Raw genomic sequence first — 21,996 nt, 5'->3', positions numbered from 1 at the left:
GGGAAGTACGGGAGCAACAGGAGATACGGGAGCAACGGGAAGTACGGGTCCAACAGGAGCGGGAGCAACGGGAAGTACGGGAGCAACAGGAGATACGGGAGCAACGGGAAGTACGGGTCCAACAGGAGCGGGAGCAACCGGAAATACAGGACCGACAGGAGATACGGGAGCAACCGGAAGTACAGGACCAACGGGAGCGGGAGCAACCGGAAATACAGGACCGACAGGAGATACGGGAGCAACCGGAAGTACAGGACCAACGGGAGATACGGGAAGTACGGGTTCAACAGGAGGAACGGGAGCAATCGGAAGTACGGGTTCAACAGGAGGAACGGGAGCAATCGGAAGTACGGGTTCAACAGGAGGAACGGGAACAACCGGAAGTACAGGACCAACGGGAGCAACGGGAACAACCGGAAGTACAGGACCAACGGGAGGAACGGGAGCAACCGGAAGTACCGGTTCAACAGGAAGCGGAGCGATTATACCATTTGCTTCTGGTGGTCCGGTAATTCTGACTACAATTGTGGGTGGACTGATAGGGACAACAAGTTTAGTTGGATTTGGGAATTCAGCAACAGGTATATCGCTTGTTGGTGGGAATATTGATTTGACTGGTACGGCATTAGGACCCATTATAAATTTTGCATTTTCAATGCCGCGTAGTGGTACCATTACTTCGTTAGCAGCATATTTTAGTATTACTGTCGCATTAAGCTTGGTTGGTACGACAGTGGCATTAACTGCGCAATTGTATCAGTCAACTACCCCAGATAATACTTTTAGCCCGATTCCAGGGGCAATAGTTACTTTAGCCCCCCCTTTAACGGGTGCATTATCTCTAGGAACTATATCATCTGGGATAATAACAGGATTGAATATTCCGGTAACCCCAGCAACAAGGCTTTTATTAGTTTTTTCTGCCACAGCTTCTGGTATTTCACTTGTTAATACTATTACGGGTTATGCAAGTGCAGGATTAGGCATTAATTAAATGCATTTTAGGTTACTATTTTGATCTTTATACAAGTCTCAAATGAGGTTTTAATATTTATAAATCAAATTAACCAATGTAATAACTCATTTAAAAGCGATAGAAATGAAAAAATACACCTTCATTTATTGAAGGTGTATTTTTATTTTAATACTGCATGGGTTTATATACCCATATCGTATATCAAATCTTTTTTATAAGTACATAACATAAATTGAATTTTGAATCATTCTTTTTTAGTAAGTAAAAAGAATATCGTTAATAGTTAGTCTACTTCCTAAAAATATCGACGTCAATCAGTTGTTATTACTCCGCTCTTTAAAGAGTTTAAGTGATCTGCACATAGAACGTGACATTTTTTGCAAAGTGTACGTAAATTTCGAATGCTATTACTGCTCTTTAAACACCGGACCTTTTAAAATGAAGTTATACTTAAAAATTCAAATAGTGTATTTAAGTGAGAAATAATATTGACAACGGAATAGATGAGTTTTTCATGGATATGACCGCAAGTATCCATTTGTTTGCGAGTAACCCGTGCGAGCTAATCAGAACATCAATTTTAATAGCGTAGCAAGTGAGGCAGGTGTTGCTAAAGCAACGTTCTACAAGAATACCGGAATGCGTGAACGGATTGAATCCTTACGTCAGCAACAAGCCCAAGTTTCTACCAAAAAGCAAATTAAACGGGAAACGGATGAAAACAATAAGGACGCCATTATTGCTTCATTAAAACGTAAAATTAAGAAATTAGATGAGGAAAATAAAGAACTACGTGAGCAGTTAAAATTTGCTTATGCAGAAGTCTATAAAAAAACCTGAGGGCAATCCGTTTCCTACTTGTTCAACAAACGGGTCATATAATGGAATAAAATCTTGTTAAAATTAAAAATATTTGAAATAATTGTTATTAAGTTAAAGGAGAGCAATTGCAGAAAAAGGTGACACGACTTTCCCTTACTTAAGAATTGTGGAATAGTTAAAAAATCCGATTAATTATATTCCGAAAGGGTGTGTGTAATATATTATCAACTAATGTTTTTACTTATAAATCTAAGGATGGAAAAACAGTAATAATTAGAGAAGCTAAAGAACAGGATGCAGAAAGAATGCTAAATTCTGCTTCAAAGGCTTTAACAAACGCTCCATACATGTTAAGTACGGTTGAGGATGTAAAAAAGATGAGTGTTGATGCTATTCAAAAAACGTTAAAAGCTTATCATAAAAATCCAAATTATGTACAGTTTATTGCTGAAGTTGATGGTAAGTTAGTCGGTACAATCGATTTTAAGAACGGAAACAAAGAAAAAATTAGTCATCAAGGGGCTTTTGCGATGACCATACTACCTGAATATCGAAATTATGGTATTGGAAGAGCTCTTCTAGAAACGTTAATCAATTGGGCTAAAAATAACAGTAAGATTGAAAAGGTTTGCCTTGAGGTAATGGAAGATAATTTAGGTGCAATCCAGTTATATAAGAATCTAGGATTTTTTGAAGAGGGTAGAAAAGCAAAGGGTGTAAAATTGGATGATGGCTATCAAGATTTAATATTAATGGCTTTATTCGTTTGAAATTGAACATGAAGTAAAAGGGCGATACATATTAGTCATGACTAATATGTATCGCCCTTTATTTTTTATGACTTTTTACAATGTAGGTCTTGATAACGAACGGCCAGTATGCCAGAACAGTTCGCAGTTATTAAAGAAATTATAAGTGAACAAACGAAAGTCCCACGTCCAATCGTAACGCAAGATGCAAAAGAAAAGATTGAAAATAAGCTGTTAATTTCATATTTAGGTGAAGAAGAGATTTTACTTACATATTATAAGGATTGCTATCTATATAAAAATTACATAACAGTAGTTGATATTAATCCAATAAATGAGACGATTACTTGTACGGATCGGATCGGATTACGGATGTTTTTCATAATAAAAGAATGTTTAAGCTTGGTGATGTAATTGAGGTGAATTAGAGGGGGAAATATCTCTTCCTAACTTAATTATATCATGTAAATCACGTTCGAAATAGACTGTTTATTCTCATTTACTACTGCTACAATCAAGAACACATGCACAGTAAGGAGAGATGTTAAATGAGTTTTTTCGTTCTCGATTTTCAGGAAATAGAAAAAACGCAGCTTTCGCTTGTCGGTGGAAAAGGATTGAATTTAGGAGAGTTATCCAACATTCAAGGGATACAAGTGCCAGAAGGTTTTTGTGTTACAACGGTAGGCTATGAAAAGGCTATCGAGCAAAATGAAGAGCTTCAAACTTTGTTGCAGCAGCTAACAAAGTTAAAAATGGAAGAGCGGGCTCAAATTGGTGAAATCAGTAAGAAGATTAGAGAAACGATTATGAAAGTAGAAATTCCTTCTGATGTAGTGGAAGCTGCGGCTTATTATCTCTCACGTTTTGGAAATGAACATGCGTATGCCGTGCGTTCTAGTGCTACTGCTGAAGATTTACCATATGCCTCGTTTGCTGGTCAACAAGATACGTATTTAAATATAATCGGAAAAGAAGCGATTTTGCAGCATGTAAGAAAGTGCTGGGCGTCTTTATTTACAGAGCGAGCAGTCATTTACCGGATGCAAAATGATTTTGAACATAATCAAGTTTCTATATGTGTTGTCGTTCAAAGAATGGTTTTCCCGCAGGCTTCAGGCATTTTATTTACTGCTGATCCAATTACTTCTAACCGAAAGGTGCTATCAATTGATGCCAGTTTTGGGCTTGGTGAGGCTTTAGTCTCTGGCTTAGTATGTGCTGATAATTATAAAGTAAAAGAAGGCGAAATCACCGGAAAGATGATTGCAACTAAAAAATTAGCTATTTATGCTTTAAAAGAGGGCGCAACAGAGACAGGGCAGATTGAGCCGGCTCAGCAAAAGATTCAAACACTTACGGAACAACAAATAATACAACTAGCACGCATCGGAAGGCAGATTGAAGCTTATTTTGGTTGTCCGCAAGATATTGAATGGTGTTTAGTGGATGATGCATTTTATATTGTCCAAAGCAGGCCGATTACGACTTTGTATCCAATTCCAGAAGCAAATGATCAGGGAAATCATGTGTATATATCGGTTGGTCATCAGCAAATGATGACCGATGCGATGAAACCACTAGGATTATCTTTTTTCCTGTTAACGACTAGTGCTCCTATGCGTAAAGCGGGAGGCAGGCTATTTGTTGATGCTACACAAAGATTAGCTTCACCTGCTAGCAGAGATTTCTTAATAAACACTTTAGGAAAATCTGATCCGCTCATACGAGATGCATTAACAACTGTAGTCGAGCGAGATGATTTTATTAAATTGTTACCAGATGATGAAAAAGAAAAGAGTGTTGGTAAAAGTGGACCACCTGCAAGCTCGCAACCACAAATCGAAAACGATCCGGCAATCGTTATGGATGTAATAAAGACTAGTCAAGCATCACTTGAAGAGTTAAAACGAAACATGCAAACAAAATCAGGGGTGGATGTATTTGATTTTATTTTGGAAGACATCCAGCAATTAAGAACAGTATTATTCAACCCACAAAGTATAGCCGTCATTATGGCAGGTATGGATGCTTCAACATGGATCAATGAAAAGATGGAGCAATGGCTAGGTGAAAAAAATGCAGCAGACACGCTTTCTCAATCCGTACAAAATAATATTACGTCAGAAATGGGTTTAGCATTACTGGACGTTGCAGATGCGATTAGGCCATATCCAAAAGTCATTGCGTATTTACAGCATGTAGAAGATGATGGCTTTTTAGATGAGCTAGTTAAGTTTGAAGGCGGGGATAAAGCACGAGATGCAATCTATGCTTTTCTAAATAAATACGGAATGAGATGTAGCGGAGAAATTGACATTACGAAAACGCGCTGGAGTGAAAAGCCAACTACAATTATCCCGATGATTTTAAATAATATAAGAGACTTTGAAGCGGGGGCGAGTAAGCGGAAGTTTGAAGAAGGACTGCAAGAAGCTTTGAAAAAAGAAGAGGAGTTAGTAGATCGATTGCAGCATTTGCCGGATGGTAAACAAAAAGTAGAAGAGACGAAGCGAATGATTCGTAACATCCGAAATTTTATCGGTTATCGTGAATATCCAAAATACGGTATGATTAATCGCTATTTCATATATAAGCAGGCAATATTGAAAGAAGCCGAGCAACTCGTGCAAAATAGCGTTATTCATGAAATAGAAGATATATACTATCTAACTTTTGAAGAACTTCACGAAGTTGTCCGCGCGAATAAACTGGATTACGAGGTTATTAATAAACGGAAAAATGAGTACAAATTATATGAAAAACTAACGCCTCCTCGTGTTATCACGTCTGATGGAGAAATCATTACAGGTAAGTACAAACGAGAAAATCTCCCGGCCGAAGCGATAGTAGGTCTGCCTGTTTCTTCTGGAGTGATTGAGGGGAGAGCGCGCGTTATTTTAAACATGGAAGATGCGAATTTAGAAGATGGAGATATATTAGTTACTGCTTTTACTGACCCTGGCTGGACACCATTGTTTGTGTCTATAAAAGGGTTAGTCACTGAAGTTGGTGGACTCATGACGCATGGAGCAGTTATTGCACGTGAATATGGATTACCAGCAGTCGTCGGAGTAGAGAATGCTACGAAATTAATAAAAGACGGACAACGAATCCGGGTACATGGAACAGAAGGGTATATTGAAGTGTTGTAATGAAATAAAAGATCATCCGCTATTATAGTGGATGATCTTTTATTATATAGCGGACTTATTTCTTTAAACCAGCCGCATAAAAAGGTCCATGAACTGCGATTGTTGATAAAATACGAGCAATCTCCTCAGGTGTTTCTTTTTGTCCATTATTTAACCATTGTTGGATGACACCTATATGAGCAGATGCCATATAAGAAGCTAAGTATTGGCTTGGGACAAGTAAATTCTCCTTATTAATGAGAGGACCATTCGTATCTTCAAATAGTGTTTTCCACATAAAGTCTTTCAGTTTCGTTTGGAAAGATAAATCTCCTTTTGGGCTTAGTACAGCTTTCATAAAATCACTATTTTCATTTAGAAATTCAAGAATAGAAGCGATAAGTATAAACGGCATTGTTGGGGAAGGGCTTGATCCAAGATCAGCAATAACTTCCGGTAATCTCTGTTTAGCAATGCTAGAAAATTCATACATAATTTCTTCTTGGCATTTTGTCATTAAATCAAATTTATCTTGGTAATGTGTATAAAATGTACCACGATTTATGTTTGCTTTCGTAGTAATATCTTTCACTGTAATGGCGTCAAAACCTTTTTCCTCAATTAATTCCACTAATGCATTTCGTATGGCAGTTTTCGTACGAATAACACGTAAATCTAAATTACTATCGCGCAAAGTATGTCCCTCCTTAATTTTAGCCAACACATTTCAAGGATGTGTCTTATAACCGACACATTCACGATTTTTGATTATTGTATAAGGTTCAACTCGAACATATAATTCAAATATAAATAAACAACACGTTGTTGGTTATTATAAATCAAATTAAAGGAGGAGAAAAGAAAATGTTTAAAAACAAACTTTTATTGTTATCTCCAGTTATTGCACTACTTGTTGTTTTTATTTTTTCATTAACATTATTTCCAACCGTTCAACCTAAGCCGAAAAACTTACCAATTGCAATTGTAAATGAGGATCAAGGAGTAGAAATTCCGAATCAACCGAAGATGAATATGGGGCAAACGATTGTTGATAATATGAAAAAGACATCAAAATCAGAGGAAGAACCTGCGGTAAAGTGGGTAGAAGTACAAAATAAAGAAGCAGTTCAAAAAGGCTTAAATAATCAAGAATATTATGCAGCATTGGTTATTCCGAAAGAATTTAGCACAAAACAAGCATCATTACGAACACCACAGCCATCTTCGCCAGAGGTAGAAATATTCATCAATCAAGGAATGAATACAGCAGCATCAACTATGGCAGGACAAATGTTAAATGCGATCGTTGATAATATGAACAATACTGTTCGTACACAACTATTAGAAGGATTAAAAGCAAAAGGAGCTACATTAACAGCAGACCAAGTTTCAAATGTAGTAACACCTATTACGAAGAAAGTGACAAATGTGAATGAAATCGGCAAAAATAGTGCGAACGGTAACTCGCCAATGTCTTTATTCCAGCCGTTATGGATTGCAAGTTTAGCGAGCGCAGCAATTATCTTTATTGCGATAAGTAAAATGCAAGTGGGTACAAGAAAAGAAAACTTTGTATTAAAACTAAAACAAATAGTAACAGGAGCAATTACTACACTTGTAATTGGATTTGGTCTTACATGGATTGCGGATGGAATGGTAGGATTAAATATCCCGAATTTCACGGATACGGCTTTGTTCTTATCCATTACTTCTTTTTGTTTCTTCTTAATGATTTCTGCGGTGCTTTCATTAGTTGGTTTAAAGGGAATCGGGTTATTTGCACTGTTACTTTTCTTTGGTGCACCGCTATTGGCGCTAGCGCCTGAAATGATGTCTCCATTTTATCAAGACTGGATTTACTCCTGGTTACCGATGCGATTTATGATAGAAGGTCTCAGGGAGATATTCTTCTTTGGGAAAGGGTTAACTTGGAATACTCCTACTACAGTGCTCGTTTGGATTGGAGTAGTAAGTATGTTTATCATACTAGGAAGTGCTTTAAAACGTAGTGCGGTAAAGGGGCATAAAACGGAATTAAATGCTTAAAAATAAAAACCGTTTCACTCGTAGTGAAACGGTTTTTTGTGATGAAATCGATAGGGAAATAATTCAATGATAGATAGGCTTTTTCGATGTTTTAAAGGTGAGTGAAGAACTAGTATTTGCTGTCCCTTTATGTATACATGCTCCTACTATTTCGAAATGCATAAAATGTTATGTGAAATAACGGAGGGGATACGATGTATAATTCGAATTATGATGATTGGTATAGACAGAATGATAAGCTAATTAGTGATATTGAAAAAGCTATAAACGGAGAGTATAGCGCTATAAGCTGCTATGCAAAATTAGCTAACATGGCTCCAAATCAAGTAGAACAAAAACAAATTCTTGAAATCCGTAATGATGAAATAAGGCATTTTCATCATTTTGTACAAATCTATACGAATTTAACTGGCAGACAGCCGAAACCACAGATTACGGAAAATTGCCCTAATACGTACTTACAGGGATTAGAGTTCGCTATACAAGATGAGCAAAAGACCGTAGATTTTTACTTAGAAATTTCAGATGAGGCAGCAGATGCATCTATGAAAGAGTTATTGCGCAGAATAGCTGCAGATGAACAAAATCATGCGGTGTGGTTTTTATATTATTTTGTGAAAACGAAGTGAGTGTTAAAAATGAATGGCTGATGTGCTGAACATATTAGAAATTATTTTAAAACGCAGTGCAATAATTGAATGGAAAACTTGAATATAAATAGAAAGAAACCGTTTCATAAGTAGTGGGACGGTTTTTTCGCGGTGAAATACAAGTTACATAGGTATCGACAAAATATAGTAGTTGAATTAGGTATATAATGTATGAAATGAAAACGAAAATAAATAAGCGAGGAGCAAACAAATGAAAAGAGGAATTACAGTAGATATTCCAAATGAATATGATAATTTACTTTGGAAAGTGTTAAAGTCGATTGATATTTCTTCATTTAATTGGTGGATGGGGAGTGAGGAGTCATACTTAGTAGCACGTGGTGGATTGGATGAGGCATTATTTCCAGAAGAACCAAGTATAGTGGAAGGATCAGATTTGAAAAGATTATTTAAAGACAATATATATTATGTTATTTTTGCAGATTTAAAAGCGTATCCAAAAGGAGAGGAAGTAGTAGATATTGAAACATATGAAGAATTTAAAGAGAGTAAGTGTGAATTAGTTTTACTAGTTGCGGATTGTACATACGTCACAGTTTACGCTAAAGACCAAGAAGCGATTGAATTGATGTATGAAAACGCAATTGATCAAGGGTTTTATGTTGAATATGTTACAGACGAAAATGACGGTAGAACGCGTTTATCCGTGTGATAGGTATATAAAGGGGGAAGGAAATGAATCATATTAATGCTGATTTAGTTAAAAGGTTAGTAGGGGCACAATTTCCAGAATGGGCCCATTTAGAAGTGAAGCCTGTAAAGTTTAGTGGGCATGATAATAGAACGTTTCATCTAGGGGATGAGATGAGTGTAAGATTGCCAAGTGACGCGGCATATGTACCACAAGTAGAGAAAGAAAATAAGTGGTTACCTCTATTAAGTAAGAATCTTTCTTTACCGATTTCTACACCAGTTGCGAAAGGAAATCCATCTGAAGAGTATCCGTGGCCTTGGTCTATTAATAAGTGGATAGAAGGAGATACTGTTACGAAACAAAATGTCCGTGACCTAAATGAATTTGCGGCGGACTTAGGAGCATTTTTAATAGAATTGCAATCCATTGATGCGAGTAACGGACCGATAGCTGGAGCACATAATTTTTACCGAGGTGGGCTTATATCTGTATATGATGAAGAGGCGAGAGGTGCTATCGAAAATAATAAGGATGTTTTTGATGAGACATTATTACAGCATCTTTGGGATTTAGCACTTAGGTCAACGTGGGAGCGTAAACCAGTTTGGGTTCATGGAGATGTTGCACCAGGAAATTTACTCGTTAAGGACGGAAAGCTTTGCGCCGTAATTGATTTTGGTATTTTAGGAGTAGGCGATCCGGCTTGTGATGCAGCGATGGCATGGACATTTTTGGATAAGAGTAGTAGAAAGGTATTTAAGGAAGTATTGCGCATGGATGAAGAAACGTGGAATAGAGCGAGAGGATGGGCGCTTTGGAAGGCGTTAATTACATATGATGCGAATAGGGATAGTAATGAGAAAGTAGCAGAAGAATCTTATCGTGTAATTCAAGTAATTGTGGATGATTATAAGAGGTAATAGAAAAAGCTTATTTTGATTGTATATTTCAAAATAGGCTTTTTTGCATGATTAAATATTCGGAATTAAAAGAAGGGATTTAATGTAATTATACAGAATATTTAGATAATAGGAGGTGTCGAATTTTGAGTGAAATTGAATTAAAAAGGAATGTAATTAAGACAGGGCGAGAGAAGGGGATTATACTTCGGTTTATACTTGCTAGTCTAGTTGGTGTGTTTATGTTTTTTGTTCCTGTTACGATAAACGGTGCTTCGTCTATTATGATTGATCATATCGTATCGTGGATAAGAGCTACGGTTCCTTCGGTAGTACCTTATTACGCACTACTTGTTATGGCAATGGGTGCGATTTATCCATTTTATACGAAGAAATGGAATGCATCTATTGTAGACATTTGTTTTTCTATTTTAAAAGTAGTAGGTGTTGTTTTTGGCGTATTATATTGTTTGAAAGTAGGACCAGCTTGGTTCTTTGCGCCAGATGTTGGACCGTTTTTGTATGAGAAGTTAGTTATATCAGTAAGTTTACTCGTTCCAATCGGCTCGGCTTTTTTAGCGTTATTAGTCGGGTACGGATTGCTTGAGTTTATTGGCACGTTTTGTCGTCCAATTATGAGACCGTTATGGAAAACACCTGGGCGATCAGCAATCGATGCGGTGGCTTCCTTTGTGGGAAGTTATTCGCTTGCACTTCTTATTACGAATCGAGTGTATAAAGAAGGAAAGTATACGACGAAAGAAGCAGCAATTATCGCTACAGGTTTTTCTACAGTATCCGCTACATTTATGATCATCATCGCAAAAACATTAGACATTATGCATTTATGGAATGTTTACTTTTGGACTACTCTTGTTGTAACATTCATCGTGACCGCTATCACCGTAAGAATCCCACCTCTTAGTAGAAAACCAGATACATATATTACGAAAGAAGGGTTCCCAGAGCCCGTTTATAAAGAGAAAATGTTAGAGCGAGCTTGGGAAGATGCATTAGAAGTATCGAAGTCTGCGCCAAGTATTATGAAAAATATCGCAGTGAATTTAAAAGACGGATTTATAATGACGATGGGGATTTTACCATCAATTATGTCAGTAGGATTAATTGGTATCGTCTTAGCAAAGTTTACGCCAATATTTGATTGGATTAGTTATATTTTTTATCCATTTACATGGGCTTTACAACTTCCAGAAGCAGACCTAGCTGCTAAAGCAGTATCAGTTGGTATTGCAGAAATGTTTTTACCTTCTCTTTTAGTTGTAAGTGCACCGCTTGTGACAAAGTTTGTTATTGCGGTTGTTTCGGTATCATCTATTTTGTTTTTCTCCGCTTCAATTCCTTGTATATTATCAACAGATATTCCGTTAAAAGTATCTGAGCTTATTATTCTATATGTGCAAAGAACGATTTTAACGTTGCTTATTATTACGCCGATTGCTTATTTGTTGCTTTAAAAAGGAAAGATATTATCAAAAGGGGAAAGTTGGAAACATATAAAAAGTAGATTTGAAAATCAATATTTGTGATAAAAATATTAGTAATATACATGTGTTATATAAATGCGGGAACAGTTATTTCTGAGTTTTAAAGAGATAAATCTATAATAAAGAAGGACCCTTCTATAAAGGGTCCTTCTTTATTATAAAGCGTTCGCTTGGATAAGTAACTTAGAAATGTTATTTACAGATCCTTGTTCAAATGCATTGATATGAGCATTGATAGCCCTTTTAAATTGTTCTATTTGACTATTACTACCTATATCAGATTCTAAATCTTGAACATGCTCAAGAACAAATTTCAAATCACTATTAATAGCTACTACATCATGTGTATTTAACTTTCCACCATTCATAGTTTTCCAAGAATTAATATTATCATTTAAACGATTAAGGGTGGTTTTAATCGCATCTTTCGAATAAGAGCCACCATTTACATCTGCTTTAGTGCCATTCGGAGTAGCTGGTGTTTTGGGTTGTTCTTTTTCTTTCTCTATTTGAGCAAGTTTTTGTTGTTCTTCAGCCTCTTTTTTAACTTTAGCCTCAGCTTCTTCTTGAGCTTTCTTCTCTTGTTGCTCTTGCTTTTTCTTTTCTAATTCAGCTTGTTTTTGTTGTTCTTCAGCCTCTTTTTTAACTTTAACCTCAGCTTCTTCTTGGGCCTTTTTTTCTTTAGCTTCCTTTTGTTTACGCTCATTTTCTTCTTTTTCTTTCTTTTCGTTTTCTTGCTGGATTTTTTTCTCTTCAGCTTTTTTCTTTTTTTCTTGCTCTTTAGCTATTTGTTGTTCTTCTCTTTTTTTATCCATAGCTAATTTTTCTTCCGGTGTAATAGATTTAGAAGCGAAATAACTAGCGAATATAAACGAAACAAGAATAGTAGGTACTGTAATTAATAATACCCGGCGGCGAGTACGAGTAGCACCCCAACGGATCACTCTTCCCGGCTTAATAAGACCTACCACTAAAGCTACTATCGCACTAATAGAAAGTAGCAAAAATAAAAACATAAATACAGTTAACAAATAAAAACAACTCCTTAAATATATTCCAATATTCAGTATAACAATTATACCGATATAATTTAAGGGATAATTTGCGAAAAGTAGAAAGAACATACCAATAAAAGACCTAAACTATCAAATAAAAAGATGACAAAAAATACTGTAGCGTTAAATAGTATTAAAAGTGTTAAAGCTTTCTTGGACCAAATAAAAACAAAGCCTTCGCGAAAATCGTTCCAAAACCCACTGACTAAAGCACCACTTTATCGTAAAACATAGGTTTGTGAAATGTTTTTAATCCATTCGTATTATTAAGTAACGATGTGGTATTACTTTAGTTTTAGAATATTCCTTGACGGGAATATTCCTCTTTGGTTATAATCGATTCAACAGGAAAATAATATTAGTGATGATATTGATGTGTTATAACCGGAGACCATCACTTAACGAGGTGAGTGATATGTCGGGGAAAATTCCGGGCGTGAATATGACGACGTTGAGCGCTTTATCTGAACCGAATCGTATGAATATCGTTGAACTCTTGCGTGACGGTCCCTTAACCGTTGGGGAAATCGCCGAACATTTGGGATTAAGGCAACCACAAACTTCGAAACATTTAAAAGTGTTAAGCGATACAGGGATTGTGGAAGTGCAGGCTGAAGCTAATCGCCGGATTTACAAGCTCCGACCTGAGCCTTTCCAAGCACTTGATTGTTGGGTGCAGTCATTTAAGCGTGTGATGGAAGAGAGATTCGATAATTTAGATGAGTATTTGAAGGAATTGCAAAAAAAGGAAAAGTTATAAAATCAGTTCATATTTAAGGAGGAATTAACATGTCAAACAATACAATGGTATCAAGAGTAGAGAACGATCGAGTATTAGTACTGGAGCGTGTTTTCGATGCACCACGTGATCTTGTATTCAGTATGTTTAAAGAAGCAGAGCATTTGAAACACTGGTGGGGACCAAGGGGCTGGGAAATTCCAGCATGCACTGTCGACTTCCGTCCGGGAGGCGTTTGGCATTACTGTATGAAGTGTGTCGATCAGAACCTGGGGCAATTTTTTGGTATGGAATCATGGGGGAAAGCAGTTTATAAAGAAATTATTGAGCCAGAGAAAATTGTCTACACCGATTACTTTTCGGATGCTGAAGGCAATGTAAATGATTCTATGCCGTCAACCGAGATGACATTGGAATTCATCGATTTAGGTGGAAAGACAAAGCTAATAAACCGTGCTGAATATGTTTCCGAAGCAGCCCTTAAGACCGTTATGGACATGGGCATGCTACAAGGTATCACCGAAACTTGGGATCGTTTGAACGAGCGATTGGAGTCGCTGAAATAGATTTTTGTACCGCAACTTTATTTTCGGTGATAATTAGGTGTAAGTGTATGGAGTTTAATAAAAATTGTTTATAAAGGAGCGTTAAAATAAATGATTAATAATGTTGGTCAAATCATGTTGTATGTAAATAACCAAGATGAAGTGAAGGAATTCTGGACAGAAAAAGTAGGATTTATTGTAATTTCAGAGGAAGATAACGGTCAAGGAATGCGATGGATTGAAATTGCTCCAACTAAAGAAGCTGAAACAAGTATTATTCTCCATAATAAGGAGCTAATTGCTAAAATGCAGCCGGAGTTAAATCTTGGTACACCTTCTTTAATGTTCTTCTCAAAAGAATTCGATCGTTTATATAGTGATTTAGTAAACAAAAACGTTACAGTTGGAGAAATTGTAAATATGCCTTCAGGTAGAATATTTAATTTTGCAGATAGCGAAAATAATTATTTTGCGGTAATGGAAAAGAAGTAAATTTCAATTCAATTTATGAGTGCGATGCTTGAATAAAGGCATCGCATTTTTTATTTTAAAGATATATTTTATTCCTCAATATAAAACATTTTTATGTTCTTATATAACAATATAACATTGATAGAGTATGATATAGTTACAACAAAGGGGGCTTACAAATGGAAATGATTCACGAAAGAGCAAAGTTACGGTTAATGGATAGCAATGATGTCGAAAAAATGTTTTCAATCGTGGAAGGAAATCGAGATATTTGGGCGTATTTAATCTCTAAAATGGATACTGTTCAAGATATGCAGCAATATGTTCAAAAGGCGATAAAAGCTTATGGGGCAGGGAAGGATTTGCCATTTGTTGTTGTGGATCAAAAGACAAATGAAATAGTAGGGAGTACACGCTTATATAACATTTCAGTTGAAGATAAGACAGTGGAATTAGGGCAAACGTGGTATGACCCGAGTGTACAGCGTACGAGTATGAATACAGAATGTAAGTATATGTTATTACAATATGCTTTTGAAAAATTGTATATGCGGAGAGTACAAATTAAGACGGATGCACGAAATGAAAAAGCACAAAGAGCAATTGAAAGACTCGGCGCAGTAAAAGAGGGTGTACTTAGAAACGAAAGGAAATTACCGAGTGGGCATGTTAGAGATGCAGTTGTATATAGTGTTATTGCAAATGAATGGCCAGCTGTAAAGGAAAGGTTATTAGAAAAATTAGATTCATATAAAGAAAAACGATAATTCATATTAAGAAAGGTGTATTGATCGTCTAGTTGAAAAATATACCTTTTTTCTTACAAAACAGTTACTTCTTTTATTTACTTTTGTTTCATCATTCCATTATGATAAAAAATTCGTTACAATGTAGTTGTATGGTAATAAACTTATAAATTACATAAATGTAATGAAAACCGCAAACGAAAAATGAATTGATAATCCTCAATTTTAAATGAAAACCCTTTAATGCATATATATGATAAGAAAAATTCCTTCTTTTAAACAAATTCAAACAAAATGATTTGATATATACGTTTTTATATAGAAGTATGGATGATGTACGGAGGCAGTTATAAATGAAAGAAAATAAGAAAAGTAAGAAAAGAAGAATCTTGCAAGTATTCTTGCTTATGATTTGTTCTATTATTTTATATGTAAGTTATGCAGCTTACGATATTTGGAGTTATCGCTTTAAAACAGATGATGGTGTGAAGACAGATGCTGGTATCGTGCTGGGAGCAGCTTCATGGAACGGAAAACCATCTCCTGTATTTAAAGAAAGAATTAATCATGCAATTTCATTATATAAGAACGGTAATATTAAAAAGATTATTTTCACAGGTGGTACAAAGTTTGAGGCAGAGCTTGAAGAAGCTCGTACTGCTAGAGTGTATGCAATGAAACATGGTGTAAAAGAAGAGGATATTTTAATTGAAACAAAATCCCTTTTCACAGAGGATAATTTAAAGAATGCAAAGCAAGTTGGAATAGAGAACGGAATACGCACATATACGATTGTAAGTGATCCACTTCATATGAAACGTGCGATGAGAATTGCAAAACATATTAAAATTGAAGCGTATGCATCACCAACTCCAACGTCAGCGTATAAAACGTTAGATACAGAGATTCCATTCTTTTTTAAAGAATTATGCTCGTATATTGGATATGTAACCTCTTTGCCATTAAAGGCATTGAAAGGGGATTAATATAAGAAAAGAACCTATCCTTTTTATAGGAACTTTTCTTATTGTTCAAAAGCATTGTATTTTTATCGGAATAGTGAAACAATAGAGAAGTAACTTCATATAATCATAATGACAAAATGAACGGTTTTTGAATCGGACATAAAGGAGATTATGTATGGCACTCTCATTTGTTGAAACAGAAGAACAATCTTTAGTTATTGAGAAAATAAATAAATTGATTCCGAAGTTCATGGAAAGGGAGCATCAACTAAGTGAATTAGGATCATTTCCGTATGAAAATATTAATAATTTGAAAGATATCGGATATACGAAATTAACGTTGCCAAAAGAATGGGGAGGCAATGCGATTTCTTTATATGACTTCGTTTTATTTCAAGAGAAAATAGCAGAAGGCTGCGGTGCTACCGCATTATCGATTGGATGGCACCTTGGCATTGTAAAGGAATTGGCTGAAAATCGTTCTTGGAATGAGGAAATGTTCACTTGGTTTTGTGAAGAAGTACGTAATGGTGCGCTTTTTAATCGAGCAGCGACAGAGCCGAATACAGGTAGTCCTACGCGCGGCGGGAAACCAGAGACGTTAGCTGTCAAAAAAGGTGAGAAGTGGATTATAAATGGAAGAAAAACGTTTACGACAATGGCACCAGTACTTGATTATTTTATCATTTCAGCAAGTATTGAAGGCCAGGAAGATATCGGAGAGTTTGTCATTCCAAAGAATACGCAAGGCGTGACAATTGAAGAAACGTGGGATAGCATCGCAATGCGAGGAACTGCGAGCCATGATCTCGTTTTACAAAATGTAGAGATACCAGATCGCTTTTTCACTGATATAAAGGGTTCAAAAGTTAAAGCTAAGGGTATTGGCTGGTTGCTACATATACCAGCATGTTATTTAGGAATTGCACAATCAGCAAGAAATTATGCAATTCAGTTTGCGGTATCATACAAGCCAAACAGTTTAAATCATTCTATAAGTTTATTACCGAATGTTAGAAGGTTAGTTGGAGAATTAGAACTTGAGCTTATGCAAGCTCGTGTCTTTTTATATCAAATTGCGAAAAAATACGATGAGGCAGAAGATAAATTATCATTGCAAGCCGAACTAGCAGCTGCAAAATATATTGTAACGAACGCGGCGATATCTATTGTAGATAAAGCAATGCGTATTGTCGGGGCGAAAAGTTTATCAGAAAAAAATCCGCTTCATCGTTATTATTTAAACGTAAGAGCAGGACTACACAATCCGCCGATGGATGATGTAACACTGTCTATGCTGGCGGATGCGGCGTTTCGGTCGTAATGAAGAAATATAAAGTCTGTTCCGTTCAGGAACAGGCTTTTCGTTGTCGGTGAATCGGTATTCTATGTTGAATCGCTTATATAATTCCATGTATTATGTCATTGTTCAAAGAAGAGGGAATTCTCGTTTTACAAAATAAAAAGGCTATTCTTTTGATAAGAGGATAGCCTTTTTATTTTGTTCTATTGTGGCTGTACTTCAAGATTCATACTACTTTCAGAACCGTCTTGATTATGTGCAAATAATGAATACTCACCTGGTAAAGGATTGGCGATGAGTGAACGTAAAGGAAAGGATTCACTTTCATTTGGCTGTAACGTGTGTTTGACTAAACGATCTTCTTTGAATTTAATTGAATAGGTAAAACTGTTTGTACTAGTATTTTTAATTGTAATATGTAAGTCACCTTGGCCACTAAAGTCAAAGCCTGTACCAGTATCGCCTCTGAATACAGTTGAGTTATTAAATGAAGATGAACGAAAGGTTTGAGTTTCTTCTTTATTGCTTGATGAAAGGGTAATCGTTTCTGTTTCTATACTTGAAAGTGAGGAATCTAGTTTTGTATTTTGCTTTGTTAATAAAGTAATCGCGCAAAGTGATGCAATTACAATAAATGAACTAGAGATAACGAACCGTTTTTTTGTAAGAAACATATATTTATCTCCTTTTATAAGAATATAAGAATGTGTAATTTTAAGAAAAACATAACATATATGATATTTATTATCAATTCAATAAATCTTTCTTTTCATTCTTCTTTTTGTAGTTTTATAGTGGAATACTATGCTTCTTATTTCACCTACTGTATAATAAGAAAAAAGCACGAAAAGAGGTTATCTCATGCTAGAGGTTATTGCAACTTGTTTAGAAGATGTGAAGCGAATTGAAAAGGCTGGTGGAAATCGAATTGAACTCATTTCATCATATACAGAAGGTGGTTTAACACCGAGCTATGCTTTTATAAAAAAAGCAGTAGATGCAGTGCAAATACCAGTTCATGTTATGATTCGTCCGCATGCAAAGTCTTTTACATATACGGAAGAAGAAATTGAAATGATGAAAGAAGATATTGTAGTTGCTCAAAATCTTGGAGCTGCTGGTGTTGTATTAGGTGTGTTAAATGAACAAAATGAAGTTGATGAAGAGAAATTAGTAGATTTATTATCTGTTGTAGATGGAATAAATGTAACGTATCACCGTGCGATAGATGATACAGAAAATCCAGTAGAAGCGATGAAAGTTTTGAAGAAATTCAATAAAGTTACTCACGTTTTAACTTCAGGCGGACAAGGAAATGTAGTAGATAATATTCCGGTTCTTGCAGCAATGCAAAAAGAAAGTGAAGGGAATATACAGCTTGTTGTCGGAAGCGGAGTAACGAAAAAGAATGTAAAACAATTGCTAGATGAAACTGGAATTACGCAGGCGCATGTAGGTACAGCGGTTAGAGAAGGTAAGTCATGTTTTTCTGAAATTGACCTAAATTTAGTACAAGAGTTAGTTGAAATAATAAAGTAAGTATGTAAGAAAGAGGAGAGACGATGAAGACAAATACGAAGAAAGAATTGATCTCATGGATTAAGACGATAGGTATTACACTTGCGATTGCCTTTATCGTTCGTGGGGTGCTATTTACGCCGTCATTAGTACAAGGTGAATCGATGATGCCAACTTTAGAAAATAATGAGCGAGTTCTCGTGAATAAGATTGGTTATAGTATAAGCGGGTTAGATCGTTTTGACGTTATCGTCTTCCACGGAAAAGAAGGGTACGATTTAGTAAAACGAGTAATTGGTTTACCAGGTGATACAGTTGAGTATAAAGATGATGTTTTATATGTAAACGGAAAAGCGATGGAAGAACCGTATTTAAAAGAATTTAAAGAAAAGGCGTCAGGTCGTGTATTAACTCCTGATTTTACGTTAGAACAAATCACAGGGAAAACGAAAGTGCCAGAGGGCCAAGTGTTTGTTTTAGGAGATAATCGTGAAGTATCTAAAGACGGTCGTATGTTTGGATTTATTTCAGAAGATGAAATTGTCGGAAAAGGACAAGCTGTTTTCTGGCCATTGAAACAAGTGAGAGCGTTATAAAGTAAAGCAAAAGTATGGGAGAAATATTCTTCCATACTTTTTTTGTTTGTGAAAAATATATTGATAGAATTGAAAGAATATTTTATAATTTTAAATTATATCTTTGTTTCGAAAAACGGAATTGAAGTTCCGAAATTCGGAACAAGAAGGAGATAGGATGAGTATAAATAAAACGGCAGTTAAGACAATGGATATTTTAGAGTTGTTTTATGAGCATGAGGAGCTAAGTTTAACAGAGATGGTTCAGCTTACGAGCATGCCGAAAACATCTGTTTATCGTTTAATTGGCTCGTTAGAAGAAATGGACTTTTTACAAAAAACAGAAAAGGGCAAGTATCGTCTCGGAGTCGTTTTTTTACGATTCGGTCAACTTGTTTCGCAACGATTATCCGTAAGAAATATTGCAATTCCTTATATGAAAGAGCTTAGAGATAGTTTAGGGCAAGCAGTAAATTTAATTATTCAAGATGGTAATGATGCAATTTATGTTGAGAAGATGGAAGGAGCTCAGCCAGTACGTGTTTATACGGCGGTTGGAAGAAGAGCACCGCTTTATGCGGGTGCATGTCCGAGAATTTTACTATCGTATTTTTCTGAGGAAGTGAAAAGAAAGTACGTAGAGGAAACTGATTTAAAGCAGTTTGCAGATGGAACGATTGTGAATAAGGAGCATTTACTAGAAGTGTTACATATGGCAAAACAAGCTGGATACACAATTAGCTATTCTGAATTAGAAAATCATACAGCGGCTATAGCAGCTCCGATTTTTGCGAATGATGGAACGGTTGTAGCAGGTATTAGTATTTCGGGATTGGCAATTGAGTATAGCGAAAGTAACATTTCATATTTTACTGCGAAAGTGAAAGAAACAGCGAATCGTATTTCGAAAGAACTTGGCTTTTTGGCATAGAAAGAGGGAGTGAGATGAAATTTTCTGCGTTAGGGGATCAAGCAATTATTGTTACATTTGGTGAAGAAATTGGGATGGATATATACGAAAAAGTGCAACGATTATTTCAAGCGCTAAGGCGGCATCCATTTGTAGGAATGGTTGAATGCGTTCCGTCGTTTACTTCATTAGCGGTTTACTACAATTTGTACGAGGTATGGAAGGAAAATGATAGAAATATAAGGCCATATGATTACGTTTGCCAGTATATAAGGGAGCTATGTGATTCATATAAAGAAGAAGTGAACCGAGATGTGAAATATATTTCTATACCAGTGTGTTACGGGGGAGAGTATGGACCTGATTTAGAAGAGGTTGCGCATTATCAAGGCTTACAAGTAGAGGATGTTATTCGAATACATAGTGAAACAAAATATTTCGTGTATATGTTAGGTTTTACGCCTGGCTTCCCTTATTTAGGGGGATTATCAAAAGAACTAGAAACACCTAGAAAAGAAACACCACGGTTACAAATCGCTCCTGGTTCAGTAGGGATTGGTGGAAATCAAACGGGTATTTATCCGCTTGAAACACCAGGAGGCTGGAATATTATCGGCCGAACACCTATTTCTCTATTTAATCCAAAAGAAGAAACACCAACATATATTCAAAGTGGTATGTATTTACGATTTATACCAATAACAAAAGGAGAGTACGTATCGCTTGAGGGGGCTAAAGAATGGATGTAGAGATTTTGCATGCAGGAATGTTTACAACAGTCCAAGATTTAGGGCGATCTCATTATCAACAATACGGTGTACCTGTTGGCGGGGCAATGGATAAAAATGCGCTCAGGATGATTAATATGTTAGTAGGTAATGAAGAGAATGAAGCTGGACTCGAAATTACAATAATGGGACCTAAAATGTTAATAAAGAAAACGACATTGCTTGCGATTGGCGGTGCGGATATGGAACCGTTATTAAATGGAGAACGTATTCCATTATGGCGTCCCATATTAGCTGAAGAAGGAAGCATGCTTTGTCTCGGAAAAGCAAAGAGTGGTTGCAGAGCATATGTGACTTTTGCGGGCGGTATAAATATTGATCATACGATGGGAAGTAAAAGTACTTACATACGTGCTGCTCTTGGCGGTATTGAAGGGAGAATGCTGAAAAAAGGAGATTATTTTCAAATTGGTACAGGGGCAGAAGTTGCAAGTCGTTTCATTCAAAATTTACAAGAAGAAAAGCGTATAAAAACGAAGTGGGAAATTTGTAACAATGCTTTACCAAAATATAAGAAGCATCCTATTCTTCGCGTCATAACAGACTTTGAATATGATCAATTTACAGAAGAAAGTATAAAGTCGTTTTTTTCGAAAGAATATAAAGTGTCCAATTATGCTGATCGCATGGGATATAGGCTTGACGGAGAGGTTTTAAATAGAGTTGAAGAGATAGAAATTTTATCGAGCCCCGTTACATTTGGAACAATTCAAGTACCGAATGGTGGACAACCTATTATATTAATGGCGGATAGACAAACGACAGGTGGTTATCCGAGAATTGGAAATGTAATTTCAGTAGATTTACCTCTTCTAGCGCAGCTGAAACCAGGAGACTATGTAACTTTTGAAAAAATAACTATGGAAGACGCTGCACAATTATATATAAAGCAGGAAACAAGTATGAGTCTATTAAAGAAATTTATCGCTTTACGAAGCTGAGATT

At 35.9% G+C, this 21,996-nt stretch carries 22 protein-coding genes and 2 pseudogenes (1 of these 24 cut by a window edge); 21 read left to right on the top strand and 3 right to left on the bottom strand.

The window, feature by feature from the left end; genetic code table 11:
- The 5 genes and pseudogenes from DET63_RS03225 to ppsA form a co-directional block, all read left to right on the top strand.
- On the top strand, window positions 1-994 hold the 3' portion of the coding sequence (locus tag DET63_RS03225; RefSeq protein WP_113936092.1) for an exosporium glycoprotein BclB-related protein. Its footprint begins 512 nt before the window's first position; only the last 994 of its 1,506 coding nucleotides appear in the window; the start codon falls outside the window, past its left edge; its stop codon occupies window positions 992-994.
- Window positions 995-1,531: 537 nt separating this feature from the next.
- Window positions 1,532-1,816, top strand: a pseudogene (locus DET63_RS03215) (DUF6262 family protein); the annotation flags it as partial.
- A 191-nt stretch (window positions 1,817-2,007) separates the two neighbouring features.
- A complete protein-coding gene (locus tag DET63_RS03210; RefSeq protein WP_113935828.1) occupies window positions 2,008-2,568 on the top strand; it encodes a GNAT family N-acetyltransferase in 561 nt (186 codons plus the stop codon).
- Window positions 2,569-2,676: 108 nt separating this feature from the next.
- A pseudogene (locus DET63_RS03205) lies at window positions 2,677-2,975 on the top strand (YolD-like family protein).
- Window positions 2,976-3,095: 120 nt separating this feature from the next.
- Entirely contained in the window at window positions 3,096-5,702 is a 2,607-nt protein-coding gene (gene ppsA, locus DET63_RS03200; RefSeq protein ID WP_113935827.1) for a phosphoenolpyruvate synthase, read from the top strand.
- 55 nt (window positions 5,703-5,757) lie between these two features.
- Here ppsA and DET63_RS03195 read toward each other — a convergent pair whose 3' ends face one another.
- The gene (locus tag DET63_RS03195) at window positions 5,758-6,375 is read right to left on the bottom strand and encodes a TetR/AcrR family transcriptional regulator (RefSeq protein WP_002084688.1); all 618 of its coding nucleotides are present in this window, start codon (window positions 6,373-6,375) and stop codon (window positions 5,758-5,760) included.
- A gap of 170 nt (window positions 6,376-6,545) precedes the next feature.
- Here DET63_RS03195 and DET63_RS03190 point away from each other — a divergent pair, with 170 nt between their 5' ends.
- The 5 genes from DET63_RS03190 (at window position 6,546) to DET63_RS03170 (ending at window position 11,406) form a co-directional block, all read left to right on the top strand.
- A complete protein-coding gene (locus tag DET63_RS03190) occupies window positions 6,546-7,727 on the top strand; it encodes a YhgE/Pip domain-containing protein (RefSeq protein ID WP_113935826.1) in 1,182 nt (393 codons plus the stop codon).
- Between the two features lie 194 nt (window positions 7,728-7,921).
- Window positions 7,922-8,356 (top strand): ferritin-like domain-containing protein, encoded by a 435-nt coding sequence (locus tag DET63_RS03185; protein ID WP_002084692.1) that lies wholly within the window; start codon window positions 7,922-7,924, stop codon window positions 8,354-8,356.
- 232 nt (window positions 8,357-8,588) lie between these two features.
- Entirely contained in the window at window positions 8,589-9,050 is a 462-nt protein-coding gene (locus DET63_RS03180) for a DUF2691 family protein (protein WP_113935825.1), read from the top strand.
- A 23-nt stretch (window positions 9,051-9,073) separates the two neighbouring features.
- Complete coding sequence (locus DET63_RS03175) at window positions 9,074-9,952, top strand: aminoglycoside phosphotransferase family protein (protein ID WP_113935824.1); 879 nt, start codon at window positions 9,074-9,076, stop codon at window positions 9,950-9,952.
- A gap of 125 nt (window positions 9,953-10,077) precedes the next feature.
- On the top strand, window positions 10,078-11,406 hold the full coding sequence (locus DET63_RS03170; protein WP_113935823.1) for a YjiH family protein: 1,329 nt from the start codon (window positions 10,078-10,080) through the stop codon (window positions 11,404-11,406).
- 185 nt (window positions 11,407-11,591) lie between these two features.
- Here DET63_RS03170 and DET63_RS03165 read toward each other — a convergent pair whose 3' ends face one another.
- On the bottom strand, window positions 11,592-12,467 hold the full coding sequence (locus DET63_RS03165; RefSeq protein WP_113935822.1) for a hypothetical protein: 876 nt from the start codon (window positions 12,465-12,467) through the stop codon (window positions 11,592-11,594).
- A 439-nt stretch (window positions 12,468-12,906) separates the two neighbouring features.
- On the opposite strand from DET63_RS03165, the gene DET63_RS03155 reads away from it, so the two are divergent.
- From DET63_RS03155 to DET63_RS03130, 6 genes are all read left to right on the top strand, one after another.
- Window positions 12,907-13,251 (top strand): ArsR/SmtB family transcription factor, encoded by a 345-nt coding sequence (locus DET63_RS03155; RefSeq protein ID WP_012261209.1) that lies wholly within the window; start codon window positions 12,907-12,909, stop codon window positions 13,249-13,251.
- 29 nt (window positions 13,252-13,280) lie between these two features.
- Window positions 13,281-13,796: an SRPBCC family protein gene (locus DET63_RS03150; protein WP_113935821.1), complete on the top strand. Its 516-nt coding sequence runs from the start codon at window positions 13,281-13,283 to the stop codon at window positions 13,794-13,796.
- A gap of 90 nt (window positions 13,797-13,886) precedes the next feature.
- On the top strand, window positions 13,887-14,267 hold the full coding sequence (locus tag DET63_RS03145; RefSeq protein WP_002033018.1) for a VOC family protein: 381 nt from the start codon (window positions 13,887-13,889) through the stop codon (window positions 14,265-14,267).
- Between the two features lie 158 nt (window positions 14,268-14,425).
- Window positions 14,426-15,013 carry a GNAT family N-acetyltransferase gene (locus tag DET63_RS03140; RefSeq protein WP_113935820.1) on the top strand — a complete coding sequence of 196 codons (588 nt, stop codon included), beginning with the start codon at window positions 14,426-14,428 and terminating at the stop codon, window positions 15,011-15,013.
- Between the two features lie 332 nt (window positions 15,014-15,345).
- On the top strand, window positions 15,346-15,978 hold the full coding sequence (locus tag DET63_RS03135) for a YdcF family protein (RefSeq protein ID WP_113935819.1): 633 nt from the start codon (window positions 15,346-15,348) through the stop codon (window positions 15,976-15,978).
- A gap of 154 nt (window positions 15,979-16,132) precedes the next feature.
- Window positions 16,133-17,281: an acyl-CoA dehydrogenase family protein gene (locus DET63_RS03130; RefSeq protein ID WP_113935818.1), complete on the top strand. Its 1,149-nt coding sequence runs from the start codon at window positions 16,133-16,135 to the stop codon at window positions 17,279-17,281.
- A 182-nt stretch (window positions 17,282-17,463) separates the two neighbouring features.
- On the opposite strand, the gene DET63_RS03125 is transcribed toward DET63_RS03130, so the two are convergent.
- Entirely contained in the window at window positions 17,464-17,934 is a 471-nt protein-coding gene (locus DET63_RS03125) for a hypothetical protein (RefSeq protein ID WP_113935817.1), read from the bottom strand.
- 187 nt (window positions 17,935-18,121) lie between these two features.
- Between DET63_RS03125 and DET63_RS03120 the strand changes: the two genes are divergently transcribed.
- The 5 genes from DET63_RS03120 (at window position 18,122) to DET63_RS03100 (ending at window position 21,992) form a co-directional block, all read left to right on the top strand.
- Complete coding sequence (locus tag DET63_RS03120) at window positions 18,122-18,799, top strand: copper homeostasis protein CutC (protein ID WP_113935816.1); 678 nt, start codon at window positions 18,122-18,124, stop codon at window positions 18,797-18,799.
- Window positions 18,800-18,822: 23 nt separating this feature from the next.
- Window positions 18,823-19,374 (top strand): signal peptidase I, encoded by a 552-nt coding sequence (gene lepB, locus DET63_RS03115; protein ID WP_002084707.1) that lies wholly within the window; start codon window positions 18,823-18,825, stop codon window positions 19,372-19,374.
- 157 nt (window positions 19,375-19,531) lie between these two features.
- Window positions 19,532-20,284, top strand: a complete 753-nt coding sequence (locus DET63_RS03110) for an IclR family transcriptional regulator (RefSeq protein WP_113935815.1) — start codon at window positions 19,532-19,534, stop codon at window positions 20,282-20,284.
- A gap of 14 nt (window positions 20,285-20,298) precedes the next feature.
- Complete coding sequence (gene pxpB, locus DET63_RS03105; protein WP_113935814.1) at window positions 20,299-21,012, top strand: 5-oxoprolinase subunit PxpB; 714 nt, start codon at window positions 20,299-20,301, stop codon at window positions 21,010-21,012.
- On the top strand, window positions 21,003-21,992 hold the full coding sequence (locus tag DET63_RS03100) for a 5-oxoprolinase subunit C family protein (RefSeq protein ID WP_113935813.1): 990 nt from the start codon (window positions 21,003-21,005) through the stop codon (window positions 21,990-21,992). The genes pxpB and DET63_RS03100 overlap by 10 nt, the downstream gene beginning before the upstream one ends.
- The last annotated feature ends 4 nt before the right edge of the window (window positions 21,993-21,996 follow it).

Source organism: Bacillus sp. DB-2, from assembly GCF_003315125.1.
In the GTDB taxonomy this organism is placed as follows: domain Bacteria; phylum Bacillota; class Bacilli; order Bacillales; family Bacillaceae_G; genus Bacillus_A; species Bacillus_A mycoides.
Note: the sequence above shows the minus strand (reverse complement) of the source record. Positions and strands in the feature narration are given on the sequence as shown.

Excerpts from the sequence above, each read along its gene's own strand:
- ppsA (WP_113935827.1), top strand. The coding sequence starts at position 3,096 with ATGAGTTTTTTCGTTCTCGATTTTCAGGAAATAGAAAAAACGCAGCTT.
- DET63_RS03190 (WP_113935826.1), top strand. The coding sequence starts at position 6,546 with ATGTTTAAAAACAAACTTTTATTGTTATCTCCAGTTATTGCACTACTT.
- DET63_RS03185 (WP_002084692.1), top strand. The coding sequence starts at position 7,922 with ATGTATAATTCGAATTATGATGATTGGTATAGACAGAATGATAAGCTA.
- DET63_RS03180 (WP_113935825.1), top strand. The coding sequence starts at position 8,589 with ATGAAAAGAGGAATTACAGTAGATATTCCAAATGAATATGATAATTTA.
- DET63_RS03175 (WP_113935824.1), top strand. The coding sequence starts at position 9,074 with ATGAATCATATTAATGCTGATTTAGTTAAAAGGTTAGTAGGGGCACAA.
- DET63_RS03155 (WP_012261209.1), top strand. The coding sequence starts at position 12,907 with ATGTCGGGGAAAATTCCGGGCGTGAATATGACGACGTTGAGCGCTTTA.
- DET63_RS03150 (WP_113935821.1), top strand. The coding sequence starts at position 13,281 with ATGTCAAACAATACAATGGTATCAAGAGTAGAGAACGATCGAGTATTA.
- DET63_RS03145 (WP_002033018.1), top strand. The coding sequence starts at position 13,887 with ATGATTAATAATGTTGGTCAAATCATGTTGTATGTAAATAACCAAGAT.
- DET63_RS03140 (WP_113935820.1), top strand. The coding sequence starts at position 14,426 with ATGGAAATGATTCACGAAAGAGCAAAGTTACGGTTAATGGATAGCAAT.
- DET63_RS03135 (WP_113935819.1), top strand. The coding sequence starts at position 15,346 with ATGAAAGAAAATAAGAAAAGTAAGAAAAGAAGAATCTTGCAAGTATTC.
- DET63_RS03130 (WP_113935818.1), top strand. The coding sequence starts at position 16,133 with ATGGCACTCTCATTTGTTGAAACAGAAGAACAATCTTTAGTTATTGAG.
- DET63_RS03125 (WP_113935817.1), bottom strand. The coding sequence starts at position 17,934 with ATGTTTCTTACAAAAAAACGGTTCGTTATCTCTAGTTCATTTATTGTA.
- DET63_RS03120 (WP_113935816.1), top strand. The coding sequence starts at position 18,122 with ATGCTAGAGGTTATTGCAACTTGTTTAGAAGATGTGAAGCGAATTGAA.
- lepB (WP_002084707.1), top strand. The coding sequence starts at position 18,823 with ATGAAGACAAATACGAAGAAAGAATTGATCTCATGGATTAAGACGATA.
- DET63_RS03110 (WP_113935815.1), top strand. The coding sequence starts at position 19,532 with ATGAGTATAAATAAAACGGCAGTTAAGACAATGGATATTTTAGAGTTG.
- pxpB (WP_113935814.1), top strand. The coding sequence starts at position 20,299 with ATGAAATTTTCTGCGTTAGGGGATCAAGCAATTATTGTTACATTTGGT.
- DET63_RS03100 (WP_113935813.1), top strand. The coding sequence starts at position 21,003 with ATGGATGTAGAGATTTTGCATGCAGGAATGTTTACAACAGTCCAAGAT.